Below are 21,893 nucleotides of genomic sequence, written 5' to 3'. Positions count from 1 at the left end.
CGACTCGCCGCACCGGGCACAAGGCCACGTACGTCCAGTACGAGGCCTTGCACCCGGCACTCCCCAGCCTTCGGCCGGGGGGGGAGCCCCAGAACACGCACCAGACGCCGCGCGATCGCCCTCCGGGCGACGACGGGAGTGTGAAGACAGGCCTAGGCGGACTTCAGCTCCTGCCGCTGCCGCCCGAGCCCGTCGATCTCCAGCTCCACCACGTCACCGGCCCGGAGATACGGCTTGGGCTCGGGCTGCCCCATGGCGACGCCCGCCGGGGTGCCCGTGTTGATGACATCGCCCGGGTACAGCGTCATGAACTGGCTGACGTAGCGCACCACCTCGGCCACGGAGAAGATCTGCTCGGCCGTGGTGCCGTTCTGCTTCAGGTCACCGTTGACCCACAGCTTGAGGCCGAGCGCCTGCGGGTCGGGGACCTCGTCGGCGGTGACGAGCCACGGCCCGAGCGGGTTGAACGTCTCGCAGTTCTTGCCCTTGTCCCAGGTGCCGCCGCGCTCGATCTGGAACTCGCGTTCCGACACGTCATGGGCGACCGCGTACCCGGCGACGCAGGCGAGCGCCGCCTCCTGGGACTCCGCGTAGCGGGCCGTACGTCCGATGACCACGGCCAGCTCCACCTCCCAGTCCGTCTTGACGGAGCCGCGCGGCACGAGCACGGTGTCGTCCGGGCCGACGACCGTGTCGGCCGCCTTGAAGAAGATGACGGGCTCGGCGGGCGGCTCGGCCCCGGTCTCCGCGGCGTGGTCGTGGTAGTTGAGGCCGATGCAGACGACCTTGCCGATACGGGCGACCGGCGGGCCCACGCGCAGGCCCGCGGCGTCCAGGACGGGCAGCTCGCCGGAGGCGGCGGCGGAGCGGACCCGGTCGAGCGCGGCGTCGTCCGCGAGCAGCGTGCCGTCGATGTCCGGCACGAGGCCCGACAGGTCCCGCAGGGTGCCGTCGGCGTCCAGGAGCGCGGGGCGCTCGGCTCCGGCCGGACCGACTCGCAGCAGCTTCATGGGGTAACTCCCTCGGTTCTGGAGGAGCCTCCATGGCCCGGTGCGGCCTAAAGCCATCGGAGGTCTGGTTGATCCTCCAAGTTCGGGGTCCACTCCGCAATACCCCGTTCACGGAGTGGACCCGGAGGTGCCCCGAGAGGACCCACGGCGCCCCGCGTCAGAGCGCGGGCGCCGCCGCCCCGGCCCCGTACGGCATGTCCCGGTACAGGACGGCCCGCTCGACGGCGCTCCACGTGGTGGACGTGACGACGTACAGCGCGGCGGCGAGCGGCACCGCGCCTACGGTGAACAGCGTCATGAAGGACATCAGCGGCATGTACTTGCCCATGGCCGCCATGGCACCCGCGCCCGGCATCCGCTGGTCGGCGGCGGGCGTGGGGGCGGCTGCCGCGGACAGGGCCATCTGCCGCTTCGTACGCCGGTAGTTGAAGGTCGCCACGGCCGCCACGAGCACGAACAACGCCACGTACACGAGCCCCTGCTCCCCGAACGGTCCGCCGTGCGCGAGCGCGTCCTTGAAGCGCTCGTTCAGCGGGGCCGCGCCGAGGGTGTGGCCGAGCAGGGCGTTGGGCTCGCCGCCGATGCTGTCGCTGGAGAACAGGTGGTACAGGAGGAAGAACGCCGGCATCTGGAACAGCATGGGCAGGCAGCCGGAGAGCGGGGACACCTTCTCCTCGCGGTGCAGCTCCATGATCGCCTTTTGCAGCGCCTCGGGACTCTTCTTGTGCTTCTTGCGCAGTTCCGCGATGCGCGGCTGGAGCTTGAGGCGGTCGCGCTGGCCGCGGGCCCCGGCGCGTGAGAGGGGGTGGACGAGGAGGCGTACGAGCGCGGTGAACAGGATGATCGCGGCGGCGGTGGCCGAGGTGTGGAACAGCGGGTCGAGCAGGTCGGCGAGGTGCGCGACCAGGCTCGCGAAAACGGACATGAAGGACGACATGGGTGAGCCCTCCGAGGGTCTCGTCGTGCCGGAACGTGCCGGGGGTCAGCAGGGAGTTCGGCGTGACGTCCCGCGGTGACCGGCCCGGCCGGAACGGCGGAAGGAGGGCTGGATCAGCAGGACGCCGGGACGAGGCGTCCGGGCGCTCGGGGCCTGGTGCGTCCCGACGCGTCGGGATCGCGCTGCGGCAGGAAGGCCGTACGGTGCTCGCGGTCCCTGATCGCCGTGCGCACGCGGGTCGGCGGCACGGCGGGCGCGGAGCGCGCGCCGAGCAGGGAGCAGGCGGCGAGGGCGGACCCGGCGGCGGCGGTCGCGGCGAGCGCGACGGCCCCGGCGAGGCTGCCGGTGTCGACGAGGACGGTCTCGATCAGGAGGAGGAGCAGCAGCGCGGCGGGGCGCAAGGCAGCCGACCACGTCTTCCTACGGGTCCGGGTCCCGGGCATGCGCCGCGCCTCCTCTCCGATGCCGTGAACGTGTCCGTGTCCGTGTCCGTGTCGGTTTCCGTGTCGGACCGTTCGTTCGTCCCTGCCAGTTATACAGGCACACCGTCCGGCTCATCGAGGGGATCCCGGGCGAGTACGTCGCCGTCCGGCCGTTCGTCGCGGTCGGCCGGGCACACGTACGTCACGACGAGCGTGACCGCGAGATTGGCGGCGAGGGCGACGATCCCGGCGTTCATCCCGAGGACCGGGTCGTGCCCGCCGAACACGAGCCCGCACACGACCGCGACCCCCACGGCGAGCCCGCTCAGCGCGCCGACGAGGCTCAGCCGCCGCCACACCAGACCCACAAGGAGCATCGGCACGAGCTGCGCCATGCCCTCGTACGAGATGAGAGAGAGCCGCACCAGGGTGTTCGGCGCGGCATAGGTGAGGACGAGCGCGAGGGACCCGGCGAGGACGACCACGACCTGCGACCCGGCCTTCTGCGCCTGCGACGACTCCCGCCACCGTGGTACGAGCGAGAGGACGCTGCTCCCCCACATCGTGCCGATGACCAGCATGAACACGGCCATCGGCACGATCGACGACAGGGCCGCCGCGACCCCGATGACGCCGACGCCCCAGGCGGGCAGCGAGTCGACGACGAGTTCGAAGAGGGCGAGGTTCGAACCGGCGCCGGTCAGGCCGGGCACCACGAAGAGGGCCGCCATGCCCAGCAGCATCGGCACGAACAGCAGGATGTTGTACGCGGGCAGCCACATCGCGTTGCGCCGCAGCCCGTCGGCGCTGCGCGCGCCCAGATATCCGGCGACGGTGGTGGGGAAGATGACCACGGTGAGGGCGTTGAGGAACGTGGTCGTCGCGAACCACCCCTCCCCGTACGGGGATCCGCCGCTGCCGGGCAGTGTCAGCCAGGCACTCTTCTCGTCGACGAGCCGCCCGAGGAAATCGCCGTACCCGTCGAAGTAGTGGACCGGGACATACAGCGCGAGGAAGGCGAGCGTGACGATGACGAGCAGGTCCTTCAGCACCGACACCCAGGCGCTGCCGCGCAGCCCGCTCACCACCACGAAGGCCGTGGTGACGACGAAGCCGATGAAATAGGCCCAGTTCAGGCTGATGGAACCGTAGGAGATGGTCGAGACGACGACGCCCATCCCCGTGAGCTGCAACTGGATGTAGGGCAGCAGGAACACGGTGACGAGGATCGCCACCCCGGCGCCCAGCCACGGCCGGCCGAACCGGTGCGCGACCATGTCGGTGATGCTGACGAGGCCGTGTTGTCGCGCGTACGCCCAGAGCATCGGCCCGACGACGTAGCCGACGGCGTATCCGCAGGACATGTACGCGACGACGTAGAGGACGGGGGCGCCGAAGTTGTACCCCCACCCGGCGGCACCGAGATAGCTGAAGCTGGTGTACCCCTCGCCCGCCATCAGCACCCAGATGAACACCGCCCCGAGCGAGCGCCCGCCCACGGACCACTCGGTGAGCCCGCCGCCCTTGCCCTTGCCGCGCACGGCGAGCAGCCCGAGACCGACGGTGGCGACCATGAAGACGCCGAAGAGAGTGGTGGCGACGGCCGCGTCACTCATGACCGCACCCCCTTGCCCGCGCGCGCCCTGCGGTCCCCGCGCCAGGTCAGCCAGACGGCGACGGGCGTGAGGAGGGTCGCGGCGAGCAGCCAGACGAAGAGTAACGGCAGCCCGAGCACGACGGGTTCGACGCGGTTCACGAACGGGAGCGCGCCGATGTACAGCGCGAAGGGCACGAGGAGCCAGAGCAGATGGGGCCGTCGGTTGATCACGGGCGCCGAGCCTATCGGGGCGTCATCCGGCTCAGCTTCCCCCACACCACGAGCCGGTACCTGGACGTGAACTCGGGCGTGCAGGTGGTGAGGGTGAGGTAGTACCCAGGTTCGCTGTATCCGGCGCCCGGCACGACGCGGCTGCGCGGCACCGCCCCGATGACCCCCGCGTCCCCGGCGGACGTCTGCCGCAGCCTCTGGTCGACGACGTACGTGTAGGTGGCGTCCCCGGTCCGCACGGTGAGGGTGTCACCGCGCCGCAGCCGGTCGATGTACCGGAACGGTTCCCCGTGGGTGTTGCGGTGCCCGGCGACCGCGAAGTTCCCGGCGCGGCCCGGCTGCGCGGTGCCCGGGTAGTGACCGGCGTAGCCGTGGTCGAGGACGTGCGCCTTGCTGATGCCCTGGGCGACGGGGACGCGCAGGCCGAGGCGGGGGATGGCGAGGATCGCGTAGGCCTGGTCGTGGCGGGGCGGGGTGGCGGCGCGCCCGCGCGTGCCGGGCCCCCCGGAGTCGGCCGACCGGTCGCGCGGGGCGTCATGGGGGTCGCTGGGGTCGAGGTCGTCCGGATCTCCGCCGCCGTCGGTGCCCACGGTGCCCGGGTCGCCGACCCCCGCGCCGAGCCCCCCTTCCCCCTCCCCCGCTCCCTCCCACTGCCGCTCCAGGGCCCGCACCTCGTCCCGGGCGTCGGCCTTGGCCTGCCGGTTGGTCCACCACAGTTGGTGCACGACGAGCAGGAGCAGCACGACCCCGAGCGTGACGGCGACCTCGGCGCCGCTCCAGAGCACACGCCGCAGGGACACCCGCCCGGCTCGCCGCCCCTGGGCCACGATGCGGGGTCCGCCGTGTCGGTACGTACGCTGCGGCACGCGCGCAAGATAGATCGCGGGGCCACAACTATCCAGGGCGCTGACACGAGCCGGGACAGGAACCGCCCCCGCCACCCCACCGGAGCCGGGGGTCGAGCCCTGTTCGAACAAGCCCCCGCACAGCGCCCGCCAGGGGCGCTCCCACCCGGCCCGTCCGGCAGTACCGTGTCCTCCATGCGCCCCGACACGCCTGCCACGCCCGCCGAGAACGAGCACGCCGACCACGTAGCGGAAGCCGAGCGCCTGGAACGCACGGCGGCCATGTACCCCGAGGACGCGGAAGCGCTGCTCCTCCAGGCAGCCGCCCATTACGAACTGGCCGATGTCCGCGACCGCGCCACCGCCCACTACGACGCCCTGCTGGCCGCACCGGACGTACACGACCCGGCCCTGATCCGCGCCCTCAAGGCCGCGAACCTCTGGGAGTACGGCCACGAGGCCGAGGCCCAGGCGATCATCGCGGGCCTGCGCGCGTCGGCCCCGCGCGACCCGGCACCCTGGGTGATCATCGCGGAGTCCCTGGAAGCACACGACGAGCTGGAACCGGCGCACGAGACGTTCACCGAGGCCCTCGAACTCCTCATCCCGGAGTCGGAGCGCGACGCGGGCGAGGCGGCCTACGCGAAGCACCCCCTGATCCTCGGCCGCCACCGCGTCCGCCGCCTGCTGGGCGCCGACCACGACGCGTGGGACGCCCTGGCCGACCGCGTCAACCGCACGGCCGTCTCCCTCGACGAACTCCACGACCCGAAGCGCCTGTGGGCCCTCGGCTCGAACAACCCGGCGGAACTCCGCGCCGAGATCGACCGCCTCCACGCGGAACTCGGCTCGTTCCGCGAGGCCCTGTCCCGCCCGTTCCCGGTGGCGGTACTGCACTGGCCGTCCTCCGAATACGCGGAACTCCTGGCGGCGTACCCGTCCCTCACCACCGAATACCCCTCCTACGAAGCCCACTTGGCGTCAATAGAGGCATCGCTACGCGAACTCGCCGCGTCCGGCACGGGCAACCTGGGCATCGTCACGGGCACGGTCCCGTCCTACGAGGCCTTCGCAGCGTCCGAGGCCTCGTCCCCGGAGGACGCGTCCCTGCTCCCCCAGTACGCGACGACGCTGGCGGCACGGGGGCGGGCTGTGGCTTGGCCGCCGGAGGCGGGCGGGGTGTGTTGGTGCGGGGCGGGGGCGGCTTACTTGGAGTGTCATGGGGCCGGCGCCTGACACCGGGGACGCACGGCACGCGGCGGGACTCCTTCGGCACAATGCTGGTGTGTCCCGCCCCATCCCTTCCTCCGCTGCCGTCTCGGCCCGCATGCGCCGCCAGGCCTCCCGCGACACCACCCCCGAGCTGGCGGTCCGACGCCTTCTGCACGCCGCGGGCCTGCGCTATCGCCTGAACGTCCCGGTTCCCGGCATGCGACGCCGCACCATCGACATCACCTTCGGCAGAGACAGAATCGCGGTCTTCATGGACGGCTGCTTCTGGCACGGCTGCCCACAGCACGCGACGAAACCGAAGGCCAACGCCGAATGGTGGCGCACCAAGCTCGACAAGAACATGGCCCGCGACCGCGAGACCACCCGCCACCTGGAGCAGGAAGGCTGGACCGTGCTGCGGTTCTGGGAGCACGAGGATCCGGCGGACGTGGCCCTGACCATCTCCGAAGCCCGCAACACACGGCCCGGCGCCCCTGGACCCAAGCAGTAATGAGGACTTGGGCCCCCTTGTCCACATCGTGCTCCAACGTCACCATTGATCGCACGAAATTGCAGTTACCGCGGGGCGAGGCAATGACCACGGACTGGCAGTTCGATGTGCCCACCGCAGGGAGCAAGCGCCTCCCGCCCGACGCGCGGTACATGGAGGCGCTCAGCAGCCAGGGGCTTCGAGGTCGCGATCGCCGACCTCGTGGACAACTCCATTGACGCCGGCGCCAAGGACGTGGTGATCCACTTCCCGCGGGACGGCGACGAGTTGGCCAACATGGAAGATCCCGACGATGCCACGACGGTCGGTGGACATCGCGTACACGAAAGCCGGAGTCGCGATGCGCCTCGACGGGCGCTTCTGGCACGGGTGTCCGGAGCATGCGACGCAGCCGGAGAGCATCGCCGACCAAGCGACCGACGCCGCACGCCAGAACCACAAATCTCCCCCGATTCAGGCGAAGTTGCAGTACAGGTACCGTCGCACCGCTCCGTCACACCGGAGCAGCCCGCCAGGGATGCCGGGCAGCGAACACTCCCTCGAGCCCCCCCGTCAGGCCACCCCACCAGTTACACGGGCGGCTCCTGGGACTCCAACTCGACGAGCACCTCGTGCCGCGCGAACGAGACCGTGTGCTCCCCGATGTCGAACGTGACGACCTCCCCCTCGGGACTGTGAACAACCTGGAACGACCAGTGGCCGTCCCGAACACCCTCGACGTCGTAACTCACGCGCCCACCTAACACGGGTAAACCTTTCTGCAACAGCGGCAAATTGTCCATTTATGCCCGCCTTGCCCCGTTCTGGGAACAAGCCGACAGAGCCCCGCCCACAACTCGCAAGCCGCACAGGGGCTTTGAGTGAAGCCACAGTACGGGAGTACTGGCAAGTTCGCGCGACTACAGCCCCACCAGACTCCACGACTAGTATGCTCAAGGCAAGTGAAAAGGTCGAACGGCGTTACAGAATGCCCCATTTTGACCGCTTCAACTTAAGAAGACTATCTCGGACCAAGATCAATTAACTGCACCGAACGGAGACATGATCGAATTGGGAGAGGACTTCAGCGCCTGGTTGGGCCGCTTGCTGACCTCGCGCAACATGAGCCAGAAGCGGCTCGCCGAACTGACCGGCGTCACGGCAGCCGCCGTCAACGGGTGGGTCAACGGCAGGTCGGAGCCTCGGTACGAAAAGATCGCAGCGATCGCCGAGGCCCTGGGCGTGGAGATCGAGGACGCAGTCAACAGGCGCGCGCCGATGTCTCCGGCCCACGAGGCGTCGTGGGCATTCAGGCCGGCCCCGGAGGATGGCGGCCGCGAAGGCGGCAACACCGCAGCCTTCGCCTTCACACCGAGCCTGAACGTGCTGGCGCGTGAGGCGACTCAGAACAGCCTCGACGAGAAGTGCGATGGTGACGAACCCGTGACCGTGCGCTACATATTGCACGAGCTCACGGGCACCACCTTGCAGAACTTCCTGGACGCGGTGCAGTGGGATCGGCTGGAACCTCACTTGAAGGCAGCGTCAGACCCTCGGCAAAAGGTCGGTCGAGTCCTGCTCGACGGGCTGAATGAATTGAAGCGAAGCGGCCGACTCGTGTTGCTCCGCGTGGACGACTACAACGCGTCCGGACTCACTGGCCCTGAGTACGAGGACGGCCGTTTCGCGCGTGTGGTCAGGCGCACCTTGGACAGCGGGAAGGCCGGCTCCGCAGGTGGCTCCTACGGCCTGGGGAAAGCCGCGCTCTGGGCAGCCAGTCGTTTCGGACTGGTGCTCGTCAGCAGCACCCTTTCGATCCCCGAGGACGGACGCACCGAGCGCCGTGTCACCGGACGCCTGGAGCTTCCCTGGCACCGGATGGCCGGTGTGGACTACGCAGGCCCCGCATGGTTCGGGGTGGAGGCACCAGGGCTTCAACACACCTCCAACTCTTGGTGGAGCGACAAGGATTCGACCGAACGCCTCTATCTGGAACGGGACGACGCACGCCCCGGAACTTCGTTCCTGGTGGTCGGCGCCTACGACGGCTCGGGCGAGGCCGAGGAACTCGACGAGATGCACGAGCGTCTGGTGTCGAGCCTCGCGCGCAACTTCTGGGCCTCAATGGTGGGTGGCGAGTTCGAAAAGCCCAAGCTTCGAGCTTCCGTCAGCGCCTTCCGTAACGGCACAGTCGTGAAGCACGAACAGGTGATAGACCCACATGTCTACGAGCCGACGCGCTCCCGGGCCGTGAAGGCCTTCCTGGACGGCACAACCGTCTCCGAGCTCACTGACCGGTCGCAGGTTCTGGAGACCGTGGTCCCGCTCGGACTCAAGCGCCGGAAGGACGAGTCCAGCTCGATCGATCCTGGGATTCACGAGGCTGTCCTGCTTGTGGCGCTCGCCGATGAGCAGGAAGCGAACCCCGATCAGATCTCTTACATGCGCGCCACCCGCATGGTGGTGAAGCAAAAGCGTGTCGGCGACCTGCCGCTCGGGCACCGCCCGTTCCAGGCAGTTCTCCTCGCCGGCACCGCGACACGACGCGAGTCGCCCGACGCCGAAGCGGCCGAGTTCATGTTGCGCACGGCCGAACCGCCGGACCACAACGACTGGGTGAGCACTGAGGACCTCACCGCGACGTACGAGCGAGGTGCGCGCCAGAAGATCATTGACTTCAAGAAGGAAGCGGAACAGCGCGTACGTGAGGTCCTCCGCAGCAACGAACAGGAAGAGCCTCAACGCGAGGGACCAGAAGTACTCAGAGACCTACTACGTTTCGACCGTCCCCGGCTGTCGCGCACTCAGGGCTACCCGACGGTCCAGGCCATCGAAGGGCATGTGGACGACGAAGGAGCCTGGCGAGTTGCGGTGACGGTGAAGCTACCCAAACGCGAGGATCCCTGGCTCCTGTCCGCTACGCCCATGTTCCTCTCCCGTTCCGCGGGAGCGGTCCCGGTGGAGTGGGAAGACGTCACCCCGGTCGAGGGCTGCTCCCTCACGTCGCAAGGGAATCTGGCCTTCGCAGAAGGGGCGACGCGCGGCAAGTTCCACGGAGTCACCGATCCCGAAAGTCACCCGGTGAACGCGGCGATGTCTCAGATCTCGGTCGACGTGCGGCGCGCGAAGGAGTTCGACGCATGAGAACTGCATTTCCCTATCCCGTACTCAGCAGCGACGTGAATCTCCGTGTGGAAAAAGTCTTCGTGGAGAACAAGCCGGTTCCCATCAGCCGCGTGAACGACCGCGGTCAGATCGTTGCTCTGGATGATCTGGAAACCGGAACGAAGCACTGGGCTGAAATCCGCCTGAACGTGTCCGCAACTGTCGACGCGCGCGAGTTGAAGGGGGGGCCGTGGCTCGGCGTCTCGTGCATGGCGGTTCTCACCAACCGGAAAACGAGAGTCCATCAGGCGTTCGAACTGCGCGAGAGCGAACCAGGCACTTGGGTCGGTGAAATCGAGATTCACCGACTGGAACATGTAGGGCGAAGCCAGATCAACGCTCAGATCGTAGCGGAGTACGGCGGCGTCCCGGGGCGACTCATCGGATTCACCACACTTCCCTGGCAAGTCGACTTCGAGACCCGGAATCCCGCAGAAGAGCGCTCCCTCAAGATGAAGTGGCTCGACTTCGACGACCCTTCCAACGACCACCTCAAAGAATTCAAGGAGAGCCCCTGGATTCTTGATTTCGAGGGAGGAGAGCCGGTCCTTTGCCTCAACTCCTCTTTGGACGGCTTTCGAGGCGTACTCGAAAATGCCGCCACGCAGGAACAGAAGCTTGTTCGCGAGGTCCTCTCTTCTCAGATTGCCACGGAGACCTGGATTTCTCTTTTCAACTCCGCCACATACTACTGCGAGGTCATTGAGGGCGAACCGGTGTGGCCCGGCGGATGGCAGGAAGACGTTCTGCGGAAAATGCTCCCGGATATATTCCCTGCTATGGGTGCCGACGAAGCCCTCTCGGTGCTCGTCGAGGCCCGCATAAATGGCGAGGACGGAACGAATATCCAGCGGCTCGTCGCGCACGCAGCGGGAATCCAGTCCCGCAAATCTCGAAAGGTTACGACCACGCTCCGGGACCTGCGTCGTATGGCGAACCAGAAGGGTGACAAGTAGAAATGGCCAAGACGTTCGAATGTCCCGCCAGGATCGGACGAATCACGGACTCCGTGGCGAACAAGGCCGTCACTCGAAATCTGCTCGACGGAGGTCCCCTTCCAATCGAGATGTTGGTGCGCGGATCGACCGTGACGGCAGACGAATCACCCCGGTGGGAGGCCGCAGACCTGCGGGGGTTGCTCGAGGAAACCATGTCGCGTTTCCGTGATGAGAAACCTTCCGCCTCCGATGCCTGGCTCGCTCCCCGCCTGCATTACACACTGCGCCTCACCAGGGCGGAGGCAGTCGACACCGCGTTGTGGAACTTCATCGCACTGCGAGTTGCCCCAGATTTCGTGCGTTGGCGGTGGGGGAAAGAGAAGGACGGCCGACTGGTAGTCAGTCAAGCCGCTCGATTCAGTGGACCCTGGTACAAGCAGAGTTTCTCCCTCCTGTGGTGGGCAGCGGAGATATTCCGTGACGGTGAAGACTATAGACCTGTCGAAATCGCGTGCCGGAATCAGGACGTTCTCAACACAGCCCTTCGCCTCAACATCTGTCGTCACCGGCCCACCGCTCAGGCCCTGGTGGAACTTCTCGAGGACGAGACTATTCGCACTGGTCGAGAACTCAATGGACTGGTGCGTGCGGTCACCACTGCCGACAGCACGTTGATGTACGAGCGATTGGGGCCGGACCAGCCCAGGGACCCTTCCATCCTTCAGGAGTGGGTCGAAAGTGGCCACCTGGACAGTGTCTACGACCCGGGACGACTCCCTACAGGACCAATGGATGGATCGGTTCCGTATCGATCTGTGGAAGAACTCGCGAAGCTGTACAAGGAACTTTTCAAGGGCGCGCACGTAAGGGGCAGGAAGAACTGAGCCAAGAGGCTGCAGAAACGTTCCCTGGAAATAATTCCAGCACCTCTATTGATTCAGCGAAGTACTGATCCGAGGAAGACGAAAGAGGGGGATGAAATGCGATTCGTTGACGTATGCTCAGGAGGCGGCGGACTTGCTCTGGGGTTGGAGCAGGCGGGTTTCACTCCGGCACTGTTGGTCGACAACAGCAAGGACGCGTGCAACACGCTTCGCGAGAACCGGCCGGAATGGAAGATTCTCGAGGAGGATTTGATCGATTTCGTTCCTGACGAGCACAAGGAGAGCTACGACGTCGATCTGCTTTCTGCTGGACTTCCTCGCGTAAGCGCAGCAACGGCCGCCAAAAAGGGGGAACTCTACGAAGAGGTAAAGCTGCTGGAAGCCACTGCGCTCCTGGTTCACCCTATCCGCCCCAAGGCCCTCCTGGTCGAGAACTCACCGGACCTGGTGGAATCACCACGTTTCGAATCCGTAAGAGCCGTATTTCATGAGGAGTTGGACCATCTCGGGTACCGGTACGAGTGGTTCGTCCTGAATGCCGCTGACTTCGGAGTACCCCAGGACCGAAAGCAGGGCGTTCTGGTGGCGCTGAGGAAGGACTACTTCGACAGCTTCCTGCCTCCGGCTCCCACGGTGACATCGCACACATCTCTCGGTGAGGCCCTACTGCCGTCAATGTCGTCCAAGGGGTGGCAGGGCGCCGAAGATTGGGCTGCTCAAGCCACAAGCCCCGCGCCCACCCTGATCGGCGGATCCAAGAAACACGGCGGTGCCGACCTGGGACAGACCGGCTCGAAGCGTGCGTGGGCGCGCATGGGGATCTGTGGCCTGTCACTCGGGAACGACGTCCCCGAGCCCAACTTCGACTGGAGGCCCAACGGTGACGGCCAGGCCAAGCTCAGGATCACCGTTGATCAAGCGGCCATCCTGCAGTCCTTCCCGCAGGAGTGGACGATCACAGGGAAGAAGACCGCACGCTTCCGTCAGATCGCTCCGGCATGCCCGCCTCCGGTCGGCAGGGCACTCGGAACTGCCATCGCCGCAGCCCTGAAGAGCTGACGAGGCCCCTCGACGGTCCCTTCCTGTCACTGGTTGGCGGAAGGGGCCGAGCACCTTGCCGCGCCGGCTACACTTCCTCCCCATGACCAGCACTCAGCAACATTCACCCCAACCTGCGGATTTCCACATCGTGGACCTCTTTGCGGGACCTGGTGGCCTCGATGTGGCGGCTGACGTGCTGGGAGTCTCGACCGTTGGCATCGAATTCGACGCCAATGCCTGTGCAACTCGAAAACTGGCGGGGCTGCCGACCGTCCACGGCGACGTTCGCAGTTCGGACCCTATTTACTTCCCTAATGCCAACGTGCTTACCGGCGGCCCTCCCTGTCAGACGTTCACCGTGGCGGGCAATGGTGCGGGACGGCGTGCGCTCGACGATGTACTGAAATTCGTTCAGCGAGTAGTTGACCGCGACGCTCCGCAGAATATCGATCTAGACCTTGCAGAAATGGAAGATGAACGGACCGGTCTGGTCCTGGAGCCTCTTCGATGGGCTCTGAAAGCCATCGACGATGAACGACTCTCCCCTTACGAAGCAATCATTCTGGAACAGGTACCAGCAGTACTTCCCGTCTGGGTGGAATACGCCGAGGCGCTGCGCAATGAGGGGTACTGGGCAACTACTGGGATACTGCGCACAGAACAGTTCGGAGTCCCTCAAACTCGACGTCGAGCCGTACTCATCGCCAGCCGTAGAGATGGGCTGACCGGGCTCTCCGAACAAGCCGTCAAGCTCCCCGAAGCCACACACCAGCCGTACCGAAAAGGCGAGGAGCGCTGGCCTCCCGGCTCCAAACCCGAGCCATGGGTCACCATGGGCGATGTCCTGCCGCATCGCCCCAGCCCCTTCAAAGTGGTCTCCAACTACGGCACAGGCGGTGACCCGAAGGCCCGCGGAGAGCGCTACTCCTACCACCCTGCAGCCACGGTCACGGGGAAGATCTCTCGCAACAGGGTTGTGAAGGACGGCATCGATTTGGAGCGCTTCTCAGCCTCTGAGGCAGGTCTGCTTCAGTCATTCCCTGCCGCATATCCTTGGGCGGGCGGGGACATCCCACAGCAGATCGGCAACGCTGTGCCTCCCAAGCTCGCGCTGCATATCCTAAGTACGGCCTTGGGGTTCGGTATGCCCACTGAGGCCACCCTCGAGAAGCTTGCCTCCTGGCGGCCGCCCGCTTGAGAAGCCGGGACCGGAGCCAGATGATGAGTGCTGCGAGGGTGACGGTGCCGAGGTAGCGGGTGGCGACCGCACGGAAGCCTTTCAGGCGGTTGACGGCACGTTCGACGGTGTTGCTTTTCTTGTAGTGCTCGCTGTCGAACCCGGTGGGCCGGCCGCCGCGGGGTACGGCTGTCTGCCGCAACACGGGCTCGAGTTGGGGGCCGTCTGCATAGTGGCCGGGAGTCAGCCGGAGCGCGAGGGGCGGCCGGCACCGTCCGTCGGCGGCGAGATGGATTTTGGTGGTGAAGCCGCCGCGGGAGCGTCCCAGGCATTCGCCGATGCCACCACCTGCTCCAGTCGAGCGGTCAGTTTCCGCAGGACCGGATCGAGTTGGTTCCTCCCCGCGCGGCCCCCTACTTGAGGGGCCGCAGCCGGCGGGGCCTTCCTCGCACCGGCGGCATGCTGGTGGGCTCGCACTGAAGCGGAGTCCACCGACACGTCCCAGTCGATCTCACTTGCCGCGTCCTGGGCGGCCTGGATCCGTGACAGCAGCATCTTCCAGGTGCCGTCGGCCGACCAGCGGCGATGACGCCTATAGGCGGTCCCCCAGGGACCGAACCGCTCAGGCAGATCCCTCCACTGCACACCCGTCCGCACTCGGTAGAGCGGCCCATGCCTCCAGCCTGTCCCCAACAGCACGGTCCGGTCTGGAGATCCGAGACAGCACCTGGGAAACAGCCGTAGAGTCCGTGAGCACCCCGCCTTGCACCATGGCGGGCTCTACCCCGCACCCCGCGCCGCCCCTAGGGTTCCCGCATGACCAACTACCTCCAGGTCGCCACCGCCACCAGCACCCGGGACGAGGCGGTCCAACTCGTCGAGGCAGTCGTCAGGGGGCGACTGGCCGCCGGTGCTCAGGTCATCGGGCCAGTCGTTTCCGCCTTCTGGCATGACGGAGAGTTCGGCACAGGAGAGGAGTACCGCGTCCTGCTCAAGACCCGTACGGACAAGTATCCGGAGCTGGAGGCGTTCATTCTTGAGCACCACCCCTGGGAGCGGCCGGAGTTGAACGCGGTGGAGTTCGTTGAGACGTCCGAGACGTTTCGTGAGTGGACCGACAAGACTCTCGGCTAGACCCCCATCCGCTCCGCGAGTTCATCCACCTCAGGCACTCCGCGAGATCGGGTTCTTCTCTCAGTACGTGGAACGCTGACCGCGAGCGGGCCGTGGGGCGTCCACACCCCACGGCCCCGCCGTCCCGCCTGATACGGCACTTACTCGGCGGACCGCGCCTCCCGCGCGAAGTGCGGCTCCTGGAGCGCGAGTTCACACCACACCGCCTTGCCCGCCTGCGTCAGCAGAATTCCCCATTCCGCGACGAGGGCAGCGATCAGGTGCAAGCCCCGGCCGCACTCGTCGCCGCACTCCGACCGCGTCACCAATGGGATCACAAGGCTCTTGTCGTGGACCTCGACACGGAGCCAGCCGCCCCTCACCTCCAGGATCAGGGTGGCGGCCGCACCCTCTCCCACGTGGTGCAGAACGTTCGTCGCGAGTTCTGTCACCACGAGTTGCGCTTCCTCGACGATGTCGTCGATCAACCATCGCTCAAGCTGCCTGGTCGCCTCATGCCGCAGTCGTCGCATCTCCAGCGGCACCGCCTCGAACGCCAGGACCCGCCGGGCAGAAGGGGCATCGTCGTTCTCGTTGCCGTTGAACATGGCGGGATCCTCTCTGTGCGGTCACACCTGCGACCGTTCCATCGTCATCACCCAGCGTGTCGATGGAACTTCCAAAATGGAACTCCCACAAAGAGGGGTGCGGGAGCAGACCGCGGCTCATGCGCCCCCGGCGCACGCCTTGTTGCCCCCACCCACTTCTGACCAGCACGATCTAGGCGATCGACAGAGAGGCCTCAGACATGACCGTCGGACCGACGACCCGCCGACGCCAGCTCGGCGCCGAGCTGCGCCGCCTGCGTGAGCGCGGTGGGCTCACCCTCGACGAGGCGGGCGCGCGCGTGGGCTCGTCGAAGGCCACCCTGAGCCGTTACGAAACGAAGGAAGGCAGCGTGAAGTGGCCCGTGGTCGACGCGCTATGCCGCGAGTACGGAGCGACCGACGAGGAACGCGCTGCCCTGGTCGAGCTCGCGAAGGGAGCGAAGATCCAGGGATGGTGGCGCTCCCTGGCCGATCCCATCCCCCAGTCCATGAACCTCATGCTCACACTCGAGGACGAGGCGGTCCGCGAGGACCACTACGCCTCCATGTACATCCCTGGCCTCCTCCAGACCCGCGCCTACTCCGAGGCCGTCCACCGCGCATCGGAGATGCGGTGTCCGGAGCAGGAGGTACAGCACATGGTCGACATCCGCATGAAGCGCCAGGAGTTGTTGCTGCGTCCGGACCCTCCGCACCTATGGGCCGTGATCGATGAAGCCGCTCTGCGTCGGCTCGTCGGAGGGCGCGACGTCATGCGCGAGCAGTTGCGCCGTCTCGCGGAGTCCGCGGATCGGCCCGAGGTGACGGTGCAGGTGCTCCCGTTCGCGAGCGGAGCGCACGCAGCGGCCGTCGGCAGCTTCGTCATCCTGGGCGGCCCTGCACCAGAGCTGGATGTCGTATACGTGGATGTCCTGGGTGGAGGACTGTTCATGGAGAAGCCCAAAGAACTCGAACGCTATAGGTTGGCGTTCCAGTATCTGAGTGCCCAGGCCCTCGGACCTGAGGCCTCTGTGGAGCTCATCCACCGTATAAGCAGGGAGTGTTGATGTCCGCGCCGTACGCGCCGCACTGGTTCAAGTCCTCGTACAGCGGCGGCAGTGGAACCGAGTGTGTGGAGACCGCTCGTACCGTGGACGGAATGCTGGTGCGGGACTCCAAGCGATCAGACGGGCCGCGGGTCCGGTTGTCCGCGGCGGCGTGGTCGAGCTTCGTCGCGGCGTCTCCGAGTTGGTGCAAGTACGTAGGAGTGTGATGCGTCCCTACGAGGCACGGCCGCGAGCAGTCGCAAGGAGGCCCGGGGCGAAGCCGACGTTCAGTAACCTCTTCCGTCTGGCCGAGCGGTCCGCAGTGCACCTTGAGATGCGGGACGCGTACATGCAGTCCGATCCGAGCTACCAGGCCTGGCGGGCCGGTGAGCGTAACCGGGTCGAGGACAACGACCCCGCCGCGCGCGCTTGGTTGCGACTGATGGCAGAGACCACCGGGCGCGGCGTTCGAGTTCGCCGGGCTCGGATCTGCTCGGTACCGGAATCGGACTACATCCGTTTCGAGCATCACGTCACGGATGCCAACGTGCGGGCCGGCGAGGAGGTGCGATGGCTACCGCGGCGGTACGCCTCGGATCTCATGGTTCCGGGGAACGATTTCTGGGTGTTCGACGACCGGCTGGTGGTGTTCCTCCACTTCAGCGGTGATGGCGAGCTGTCGCCGGAAGGGGACGAGGAGCGCACGACCGACGCCGCTCTGGTCAGCATGTGCTCCACCGCGTTCGAGGCGGTATGGGCTCGCGCACTACCGCACGGTAAGCACAAGTTGTCCTGACAGGCACCGAACGGTGAGGCACATCGGGAGCGTAGGCCAGAGTTTGCTCCCCGCAACCCACCTGTGTCACTCTCCGCACAATGGGCGTCACCGCCCGCACGCAGAACTTCACACAGGCGACCCCCGCGAGGCGGCAACCTCCGGGGGTCCGGCACCAGGAGACACAAACTCCCTATGCACATTCATCGTATGCCCCGCCATGAGCGGGACTTCACCGTCCTCGCCAACAAAGCCATCCGCGACCCGCGTCTGTCGCATACTGCGCGCGGCATCCTCGTCTACGTCCTGTCGTTGCCCAGCGGCGCGCAGGTCAACGTCCGTACCCTCAGCGACGGGTTTCCGCAGGGGCGGATCGCTGTGGCCAAGGCCGTCAAGGAGCTGCGGGAGCTGGGGTATTGGGTGACCCGGACCGCGCGGGAGCCCGCCACCCGGCGCATCGTGTCCAGTGTTGATGTGTATGAGGTTCCGCAGCAGCCTGCACAGGCGGGCACGCGCCCGGCGCCCCCAACTCCCGTTGTCACCGAGCCGGTTCCCGGTCGGCCGGGAACCGGCGGACCGGGCAGGTTTTTCCCTCGCGGGAAGGACAACCCCTATAACCAGGGGAAGAAGAACCCTCCCTACCCTCCCGCGCAGGCGCTGGCCGCACAGACTCCGGCCGCACCGGCCCCGACCGCCGCAGCCCCGACCGCCGCAGCCCCGACCGCCGCGGCGCCGTCCGCCCGTGAGGGTGAAGGCGCCCGGATTCTGTGGCGGCTCGGCGACGTCGACGCGCGGCTGCGGTTGTCCGAGCGCGGGGTGCGGGAGCTCGTGCCGGAGGTCGTCGCCTGGCTGGAGCGCGGGGCGTCGGCCGCCGAGGTGATCGACGCCGTCACCGCCGGGCTGCCGGACAGGGTGTACTCGGCCGCGCGGCTCGTCGGCGATCGGCTCACGCGTAAGCGGCCCGAACGCAAGCGGGCGTGGCGGCAGGTCTACGAGTGTCCCGAGTGCCGGGATCCGTTGCCGTGGGGGCAGGAGACGGGCGGCTGCCGGTCGTCCGAGTGCCGGGAGGCGGCGGCGCTCCAGCCCGCGTGACGCAGGTCACAGTCGCACTCCCGTCACATCTTTCCGAGCCGCTCCGTCAGAGGGGTGTAACCAGACGGAACGGCTCAGGGAGATCATCATGGAAGCTCGACTCAACCTCTTCGAGAACGCGGTCGCGGGCAAGTTCATGCGGTACATCAACTCGGCCGGGAAGGTCGTCTCCGACTCCGGGCTGCCGCACGCCACGCAGGAGCTCGTGAAGATCCGGGCCAGCCAGATCAACGGCTGTGGCTTCTGCACCGACATGCACACCAAGGACGCCGCCCACGCCGGGGAGACCGCGCAGCGCCTCCACCTCGTCGCCGCCTGGCGCGAGGCCAAGGTCTTCACCGACGCCGAGCGCGCCGCCCTGGAGCTGGCAGAGGAGGGGACCCGGCTCGCCGACGCGGCCGGTGGCGTCAGCGACGAGGTGTGGGCCAACGCCGCGAAGTTCTACGACGAGGACCAGCTCGCCGCCCTCGTCTCGCTGATCGCCGTCATCAACGCCTACAACCGGCTCAACGTCCTCGTGCAGCAGCCCGCCGGTGACTACGTGCCCGGCATGTTCGGCTGAGCCCGACGAAAGCAGGCCGACGAAAGAAGGACGACGAAAGAAGGACGACGAAATGAAGGCCGACGGAAGCAGGCCGGAGTACGAGGGGTGGAGAGCGGGGTGGGGGCCGCGGCCGTATGTCGCGGGCCGCGGCGTAGCTTCGTAGCCGCACAAACGGCGTCGTACGACGTCAGCGGAGACATTGCCGACCTGCCCGGAGGGTTTTATGGCCGCCACCCGTACACCTACCGCCCCCCTCGCCGCCGCGGGGCTCGTCGGCGGGTACGCCACCGCCCGTTTCACCAGGAAGCGGCAGCTCGGCGGCGTCGTGCTCGCCGCCGCCGGGGCCGCCGCCGCCACGCGGTGGAAGCGGGACGCGGGTGGGGCGGTCGCGGGTGCGCTGACCGGGGCGTACGTCGCCGCGTTCGCCGCGTCGCACCCGCTGGCCAAGAAGGTCGGGGCCTGGCCGGCCGTGTTCGGTGTGGCCGGGGCCGTGGCCGCCGCCTCCTACGTCCTCGCCGACCGCCGCGCCGCTTAGGCTCCGCCCCGGCCCGTGTCGGCACCGGCCACGGGCGCGTGACCCAGGACGTTCACGATCTTGCCCTGCGGGTCGCGGACGAAGAAGCGGCGCACGCCCCACTGCTCGTCCCGCAGGTCACGGACGATGTCGGCGCCCGCGGCGAGCATGGCCGCGTACGCCGCGTCGACGTCGCTCACCTCGACGCTCATGTCCGGCACCGTCGGCGCGGGTCCGCCCTGTTCGACGAAGTTGATCTGGGCCGTGGGGTGCGTGGGTGACGCCATCGTCATCACCCAGCCGAGGTCCATGACCTCCTCGAAGCCGAGCGCCCCGTAGAAGGCGCGGTTGGCGGCCAGGTCCTCCTCGCCGTCGACCGCGACGTTCGGTACGGCCCTGCGGACTTCGTTCATCTCGGCCTCGGTCTCCGCCTCAGTCTCACTCATGCGGTTCATCGTCCCCGGAACGTCGCCCGGTACGCCCCCGGCGACACGCCCAACACCGTCTGGAAGTGCCGGCGCGGTGAGGCGCCGGTGCCGAAGCCGGTCTCCGCCGCCACCCGGTCGACCGTGAGATCCCTCCGCTCCAGCAATTCCCTGGCGCGATCGAGGCGTTGGCGCGCCGGCCACGTCATCGGGGTGCGGTCCGTCTCCTTCCGGAAGCGGCGGGGCCTGGCCGTCCTCCCGGTGCGGCGGGACCACCGTGCGGCGCGCCGCCTCGGCGGCGACGGCCGCGCCGTGGTCCGTGCGGATCACCCGTGCCCCCGCGCCCCCGCGCCTTCGGACAAGGCGCTCACACCTGCGACAGGGGCCGTGCCACGTCCTCCAGGGAGCGCTGTTCGGCCCGCACCGCGAACGCCACCGCGACCAGGCCGGCCAGGCACATGAGTGAGGCGCCGATCTGGAACGCGAGCACCGTGTCGGCGACCTTGCCGCTCTCGGTGAGCTTGGCGAAGATCAGGGGCCCGCTGATGCCGCCCGCCGCCGTGCCGACCGCGTAGAAGAAGGCGATCGCCATGGCGCGCGTCTCCATCGGGAAGATCTCCGAGACGGTCAGGTACGCGCTGGATGCACCGGCGGAGGCGAAGAACAGGACCACCGACCAGCAGGCCGTCAGCGTCGTCGCGGTCAGCGAGCCCTGGTCGAACAGCCAGGCCGTGCCGAAGAGGAGCACACCGGAGAGCAGATACGTCGACGAGATCATGATGCGGCGGCCGACCGTGTCGAAGAGCTTGCCGAGCAGCAGGGGCCCCATGAAGTTTCCGGCGGCGATGACGGCGAAGTAGTAGCCGGTCGAGCCTGTCGGCACGTCGAAGAAGGTGGTGAGGATCGCGCCGAAGCCGAACGTGACCGCGTTGTAGAGGAACGCCTGCCCGATGAAGAGGGCGAGGCCGAGCGTGGTGCGGCGCGGGTAGTCGCGGAAGACGGTGCGGGCGATCTCCAGGAAGCCGATGCTCTTGCGCTGGCGAATGGTGATCTCGCCCGCGGGCGGCGGGAGTTCGTCGCCGCCGTGCTGGGCGCGCACCTGCTTCTCGACGTCCGTGACGAGCGCTTCGGCCTCCTCTCCCCTGCCGTGGATGAACAGCCAGCGGGGGCTCTCGGGGACGTTGCGGCGGACGAGGAGGATGACCAGGCCGAGGACGACACCGAGGGCGAACGTGAGGCGCCAGCCGACGTTCATCGCGAACAGGTCCGTGTCGAGCGCGACGATCGACAGGAGCGAGCCGCCGATCGCACCGAGCCAGAAGCTGCCGTTGATGATCAGGTCGACGCGGCCGCGGAAGCGGGAGGGGATCAGCTCGTCGATGGCCGAGTTGATGGCCGCGTACTCGCCGCCGATACCGAAGCCGGTGAAGAAGCGGAAGAGGAAGAACCACCAGGTGGAGAAGGAGAGCGCGGTGAGGGCCGTCGCCACCAGGTAGACGGCCAGGGTCAGCAGGAACAGCTTCTTGCGGCCGAACCGGTCGGTGAGCCAGCCGAAGAACAGTGCTCCGCTACAGGCGCCCGCCACGTACAGTGCGGCGGCCGTGCCGGTGACCTGCGCGGACGAGATCGGCAGTCCGCTGCCGGACTCCGAGAGGCGGCCCGCGATGTTGCCGACGACGGTGACTTCGAGGCCGTCCAGGATCCAGACGGTGCCGAGTCCGATGACCACCATCCAGTGCCAGCGCGACCAGGGCAGTCGGTCGAGGCGGGCGGGGACGGCGGTGCTGAGGGTGCCGGTGGCCGGCGGGCCGGGCTTTTGGTGCTCCAGGGACATGTACGCCCTCCTCG

At 67.5% G+C, this 21,893-nt stretch carries 24 protein-coding genes and 3 pseudogenes; 15 read left to right on the top strand and 12 right to left on the bottom strand.

What is annotated here, in order from left to right; genetic code table 11:
- Nucleotides 1–152 precede the first annotated feature (152 nt).
- The 6 genes from ACIRF8_RS03195 to ACIRF8_RS03170 all read right to left on the bottom strand — a co-directional run bounded on the left by ACIRF8_RS03195 (nt 153) and on the right by ACIRF8_RS03170 (nt 5,063).
- Nucleotides 153–1,010 (bottom strand): fumarylacetoacetate hydrolase family protein, encoded by an 858-nt coding sequence (locus ACIRF8_RS03195; protein WP_404210283.1) that lies wholly within the window; start codon nt 1,008–1,010, stop codon nt 153–155.
- Between the two features lie 157 nt (nt 1,011–1,167).
- On the bottom strand, nt 1,168–1,947 hold the full coding sequence (locus ACIRF8_RS03190) for a YidC/Oxa1 family membrane protein insertase (RefSeq protein ID WP_404210282.1): 780 nt from the start codon (nt 1,945–1,947) through the stop codon (nt 1,168–1,170).
- A 113-nt stretch (nt 1,948–2,060) separates the two neighbouring features.
- Nucleotides 2,061–2,390, bottom strand: a complete 330-nt coding sequence (locus ACIRF8_RS03185) for a DUF6412 domain-containing protein (protein WP_404210281.1) — start codon at nt 2,388–2,390, stop codon at nt 2,061–2,063.
- A gap of 89 nt (nt 2,391–2,479) precedes the next feature.
- The gene (locus tag ACIRF8_RS03180; protein ID WP_404210279.1) at nt 2,480–3,985 is read right to left on the bottom strand and encodes a sodium:solute symporter; all 1,506 of its coding nucleotides are present in this window, start codon (nt 3,983–3,985) and stop codon (nt 2,480–2,482) included.
- Nucleotides 3,982–4,197 carry a DUF3311 domain-containing protein gene (locus tag ACIRF8_RS03175; protein ID WP_404210277.1) on the bottom strand — a complete coding sequence of 72 codons (216 nt, stop codon included), beginning with the start codon at nt 4,195–4,197 and terminating at the stop codon, nt 3,982–3,984. Before ACIRF8_RS03175 ends, ACIRF8_RS03180 begins: the two co-directional genes overlap by 4 nt.
- Before the next feature lie 11 nt (nt 4,198–4,208).
- Nucleotides 4,209–5,063, bottom strand: a complete 855-nt coding sequence (locus ACIRF8_RS03170) for a class E sortase (RefSeq protein ID WP_404210275.1) — start codon at nt 5,061–5,063, stop codon at nt 4,209–4,211.
- Between the two features lie 174 nt (nt 5,064–5,237).
- Here ACIRF8_RS03170 and ACIRF8_RS03165 point away from each other — a divergent pair, with 174 nt between their 5' ends.
- The 3 genes and pseudogenes from ACIRF8_RS03165 to ACIRF8_RS03155 all read left to right on the top strand — a co-directional run.
- The gene (locus tag ACIRF8_RS03165) at nt 5,238–6,278 is read left to right on the top strand and encodes a hypothetical protein (protein ID WP_404210273.1); all 1,041 of its coding nucleotides are present in this window, start codon (nt 5,238–5,240) and stop codon (nt 6,276–6,278) included.
- Nucleotides 6,279–6,327: 49 nt separating this feature from the next.
- Entirely contained in the window at nt 6,328–6,765 is a 438-nt protein-coding gene (locus ACIRF8_RS03160; RefSeq protein WP_404210271.1) for a very short patch repair endonuclease, read from the top strand.
- Between the two features lie 83 nt (nt 6,766–6,848).
- Nucleotides 6,849–7,083: pseudogene (locus ACIRF8_RS03155) on the top strand (ATP-binding protein); the annotation flags it as partial.
- A gap of 251 nt (nt 7,084–7,334) precedes the next feature.
- Here ACIRF8_RS03155 and ACIRF8_RS03150 read toward each other — a convergent pair.
- Nucleotides 7,335–7,496 carry a hypothetical protein gene (locus ACIRF8_RS03150; RefSeq protein ID WP_404212367.1) on the bottom strand — a complete coding sequence of 54 codons (162 nt, stop codon included), beginning with the start codon at nt 7,494–7,496 and terminating at the stop codon, nt 7,335–7,337.
- A gap of 310 nt (nt 7,497–7,806) precedes the next feature.
- Here ACIRF8_RS03150 and ACIRF8_RS03145 point away from each other — a divergent pair, with 310 nt between their 5' ends.
- The 5 genes from ACIRF8_RS03145 (at nt 7,807) to ACIRF8_RS03125 (ending at nt 13,970) form a co-directional block, all read left to right on the top strand.
- Entirely contained in the window at nt 7,807–9,888 is a 2,082-nt protein-coding gene (locus ACIRF8_RS03145) for a helix-turn-helix domain-containing protein (protein WP_404210269.1), read from the top strand.
- A complete protein-coding gene (locus ACIRF8_RS03140; protein WP_404210267.1) occupies nt 9,885–10,865 on the top strand; it encodes a hypothetical protein in 981 nt (326 codons plus the stop codon). Before ACIRF8_RS03145 ends, ACIRF8_RS03140 begins: the two co-directional genes overlap by 4 nt.
- A 2-nt stretch (nt 10,866–10,867) precedes the next feature.
- A complete protein-coding gene (locus ACIRF8_RS03135) occupies nt 10,868–11,731 on the top strand; it encodes a DUF6339 family protein (RefSeq protein WP_404210265.1) in 864 nt (287 codons plus the stop codon).
- A gap of 96 nt (nt 11,732–11,827) precedes the next feature.
- Nucleotides 11,828–12,790 carry a DNA cytosine methyltransferase gene (locus tag ACIRF8_RS03130; RefSeq protein WP_404210263.1) on the top strand — a complete coding sequence of 321 codons (963 nt, stop codon included), beginning with the start codon at nt 11,828–11,830 and terminating at the stop codon, nt 12,788–12,790.
- An 82-nt stretch (nt 12,791–12,872) separates the two neighbouring features.
- Entirely contained in the window at nt 12,873–13,970 is a 1,098-nt protein-coding gene (locus tag ACIRF8_RS03125; protein WP_404210261.1) for a DNA cytosine methyltransferase, read from the top strand.
- Between the two features lie 7 nt (nt 13,971–13,977).
- Here the strand turns inward: ACIRF8_RS03125 and ACIRF8_RS03120 are convergent.
- Nucleotides 13,978–14,624, bottom strand: a pseudogene (locus ACIRF8_RS03120) (IS5 family transposase); the annotation flags it as partial.
- Between the two features lie 141 nt (nt 14,625–14,765).
- On the opposite strand from ACIRF8_RS03120, the gene cutA reads away from it, so the two are divergent.
- The gene (cutA, locus tag ACIRF8_RS03115) at nt 14,766–15,083 is read left to right on the top strand and encodes a divalent-cation tolerance protein CutA (RefSeq protein WP_404210259.1); all 318 of its coding nucleotides are present in this window, start codon (nt 14,766–14,768) and stop codon (nt 15,081–15,083) included.
- A 140-nt stretch (nt 15,084–15,223) separates the two neighbouring features.
- Here the strand turns inward: cutA and ACIRF8_RS03110 are convergent, their stop codons facing one another.
- Nucleotides 15,224–15,670: an ATP-binding protein gene (locus ACIRF8_RS03110; protein WP_404210257.1), complete on the bottom strand. Its 447-nt coding sequence runs from the start codon at nt 15,668–15,670 to the stop codon at nt 15,224–15,226.
- Nucleotides 15,671–15,870: 200 nt separating this feature from the next.
- Here ACIRF8_RS03110 and ACIRF8_RS03105 point away from each other — a divergent pair, with 200 nt between their 5' ends.
- From ACIRF8_RS03105 to ACIRF8_RS03080, 6 genes are all read left to right on the top strand, one after another.
- The gene (locus ACIRF8_RS03105) at nt 15,871–16,716 is read left to right on the top strand and encodes a helix-turn-helix domain-containing protein (RefSeq protein ID WP_404210255.1); all 846 of its coding nucleotides are present in this window, start codon (nt 15,871–15,873) and stop codon (nt 16,714–16,716) included.
- Nucleotides 16,716–16,922: a DUF397 domain-containing protein gene (locus tag ACIRF8_RS03100; RefSeq protein ID WP_404210253.1), complete on the top strand. Its 207-nt coding sequence runs from the start codon at nt 16,716–16,718 to the stop codon at nt 16,920–16,922. The genes ACIRF8_RS03105 and ACIRF8_RS03100 overlap by 1 nt, the downstream gene beginning before the upstream one ends.
- On the top strand, nt 16,922–17,491 hold the full coding sequence (locus ACIRF8_RS03095) for a DUF6879 family protein (RefSeq protein WP_404210251.1): 570 nt from the start codon (nt 16,922–16,924) through the stop codon (nt 17,489–17,491). The genes ACIRF8_RS03100 and ACIRF8_RS03095 overlap by 1 nt, the downstream gene beginning before the upstream one ends.
- A 189-nt stretch (nt 17,492–17,680) precedes the next feature.
- On the top strand, nt 17,681–18,562 hold the full coding sequence (locus tag ACIRF8_RS03090) for a hypothetical protein (RefSeq protein WP_404210249.1): 882 nt from the start codon (nt 17,681–17,683) through the stop codon (nt 18,560–18,562).
- 88 nt (nt 18,563–18,650) lie between these two features.
- Nucleotides 18,651–19,124 carry a carboxymuconolactone decarboxylase family protein gene (locus tag ACIRF8_RS03085; protein WP_404210247.1) on the top strand — a complete coding sequence of 158 codons (474 nt, stop codon included), beginning with the start codon at nt 18,651–18,653 and terminating at the stop codon, nt 19,122–19,124.
- Nucleotides 19,125–19,329: 205 nt separating this feature from the next.
- Entirely contained in the window at nt 19,330–19,641 is a 312-nt protein-coding gene (locus ACIRF8_RS03080; protein ID WP_404210245.1) for a hypothetical protein, read from the top strand.
- Here the strand turns inward: ACIRF8_RS03080 and ACIRF8_RS03075 are convergent.
- The 3 genes and pseudogenes from ACIRF8_RS03075 to ACIRF8_RS03065 form a co-directional block, all read right to left on the bottom strand.
- The gene (locus ACIRF8_RS03075; RefSeq protein ID WP_404210243.1) at nt 19,638–20,066 is read right to left on the bottom strand and encodes a VOC family protein; all 429 of its coding nucleotides are present in this window, start codon (nt 20,064–20,066) and stop codon (nt 19,638–19,640) included. The two genes, ACIRF8_RS03080 and ACIRF8_RS03075, sit on opposite strands and share 4 nt — an antisense overlap.
- Nucleotides 20,067–20,071: 5 nt before the next feature.
- Nucleotides 20,072–20,375 (bottom strand): annotated as a pseudogene (locus tag ACIRF8_RS03070) (helix-turn-helix domain-containing protein); the annotation flags it as partial.
- Between the two features lie 37 nt (nt 20,376–20,412).
- Nucleotides 20,413–21,879 (bottom strand): MFS transporter, encoded by a 1,467-nt coding sequence (locus ACIRF8_RS03065; RefSeq protein WP_404210241.1) that lies wholly within the window; start codon nt 21,877–21,879, stop codon nt 20,413–20,415.
- Nucleotides 21,880–21,893: the final 14 nt, after the last annotated feature.

The organism is Streptomyces sp. NPDC102406, assembly GCF_044765725.1.
GTDB lineage: Bacteria > Actinomycetota > Actinomycetes > Streptomycetales > Streptomycetaceae > Streptomyces.
The sequence above is the reverse complement of the archived record's forward strand: the minus strand, read 5'-3'. Positions and strand labels throughout refer to the sequence as shown.

Bases quoted from the DNA above. Each gene is read 5' to 3' on its own strand.
- ACIRF8_RS03195 (WP_404210283.1), bottom strand. From the start codon at position 1,010: ATGAAGCTGCTGCGAGTCGGTCCGGCCGGAGCCGAGCGCCCCGCGCTC.
- ACIRF8_RS03075 (WP_404210243.1), bottom strand. From the start codon at position 20,066: ATGAGTGAGACTGAGGCGGAGACCGAGGCCGAGATGAACGAAGTCCGC.
- ACIRF8_RS03090 (WP_404210249.1), top strand. From the start codon at position 17,681: ATGCCCCGCCATGAGCGGGACTTCACCGTCCTCGCCAACAAAGCCATC.
- ACIRF8_RS03185 (WP_404210281.1), bottom strand. From the start codon at position 2,390: ATGCCCGGGACCCGGACCCGTAGGAAGACGTGGTCGGCTGCCTTGCGC.
- ACIRF8_RS03110 (WP_404210257.1), bottom strand. From the start codon at position 15,670: ATGTTCAACGGCAACGAGAACGACGATGCCCCTTCTGCCCGGCGGGTC.
- ACIRF8_RS03190 (WP_404210282.1), bottom strand. From the start codon at position 1,947: ATGTCGTCCTTCATGTCCGTTTTCGCGAGCCTGGTCGCGCACCTCGCC.
- ACIRF8_RS03105 (WP_404210255.1), top strand. From the start codon at position 15,871: ATGACCGTCGGACCGACGACCCGCCGACGCCAGCTCGGCGCCGAGCTG.
- ACIRF8_RS03135 (WP_404210265.1), top strand. From the start codon at position 10,868: ATGGCCAAGACGTTCGAATGTCCCGCCAGGATCGGACGAATCACGGAC.
- ACIRF8_RS03085 (WP_404210247.1), top strand. From the start codon at position 18,651: ATGGAAGCTCGACTCAACCTCTTCGAGAACGCGGTCGCGGGCAAGTTC.
- ACIRF8_RS03125 (WP_404210261.1), top strand. From the start codon at position 12,873: ATGACCAGCACTCAGCAACATTCACCCCAACCTGCGGATTTCCACATC.
- ACIRF8_RS03145 (WP_404210269.1), top strand. From the start codon at position 7,807: ATGATCGAATTGGGAGAGGACTTCAGCGCCTGGTTGGGCCGCTTGCTG.
- ACIRF8_RS03080 (WP_404210245.1), top strand. From the start codon at position 19,330: ATGGCCGCCACCCGTACACCTACCGCCCCCCTCGCCGCCGCGGGGCTC.
- ACIRF8_RS03165 (WP_404210273.1), top strand. From the start codon at position 5,238: ATGCGCCCCGACACGCCTGCCACGCCCGCCGAGAACGAGCACGCCGAC.
- ACIRF8_RS03140 (WP_404210267.1), top strand. From the start codon at position 9,885: ATGAGAACTGCATTTCCCTATCCCGTACTCAGCAGCGACGTGAATCTC.
- cutA (WP_404210259.1), top strand. From the start codon at position 14,766: ATGACCAACTACCTCCAGGTCGCCACCGCCACCAGCACCCGGGACGAG.
- ACIRF8_RS03130 (WP_404210263.1), top strand. From the start codon at position 11,828: ATGCGATTCGTTGACGTATGCTCAGGAGGCGGCGGACTTGCTCTGGGG.
- ACIRF8_RS03100 (WP_404210253.1), top strand. From the start codon at position 16,716: ATGTCCGCGCCGTACGCGCCGCACTGGTTCAAGTCCTCGTACAGCGGC.
- ACIRF8_RS03180 (WP_404210279.1), bottom strand. From the start codon at position 3,985: ATGAGTGACGCGGCCGTCGCCACCACTCTCTTCGGCGTCTTCATGGTC.
- ACIRF8_RS03095 (WP_404210251.1), top strand. From the start codon at position 16,922: ATGCGTCCCTACGAGGCACGGCCGCGAGCAGTCGCAAGGAGGCCCGGG.
- ACIRF8_RS03065 (WP_404210241.1), bottom strand. From the start codon at position 21,879: ATGTCCCTGGAGCACCAAAAGCCCGGCCCGCCGGCCACCGGCACCCTC.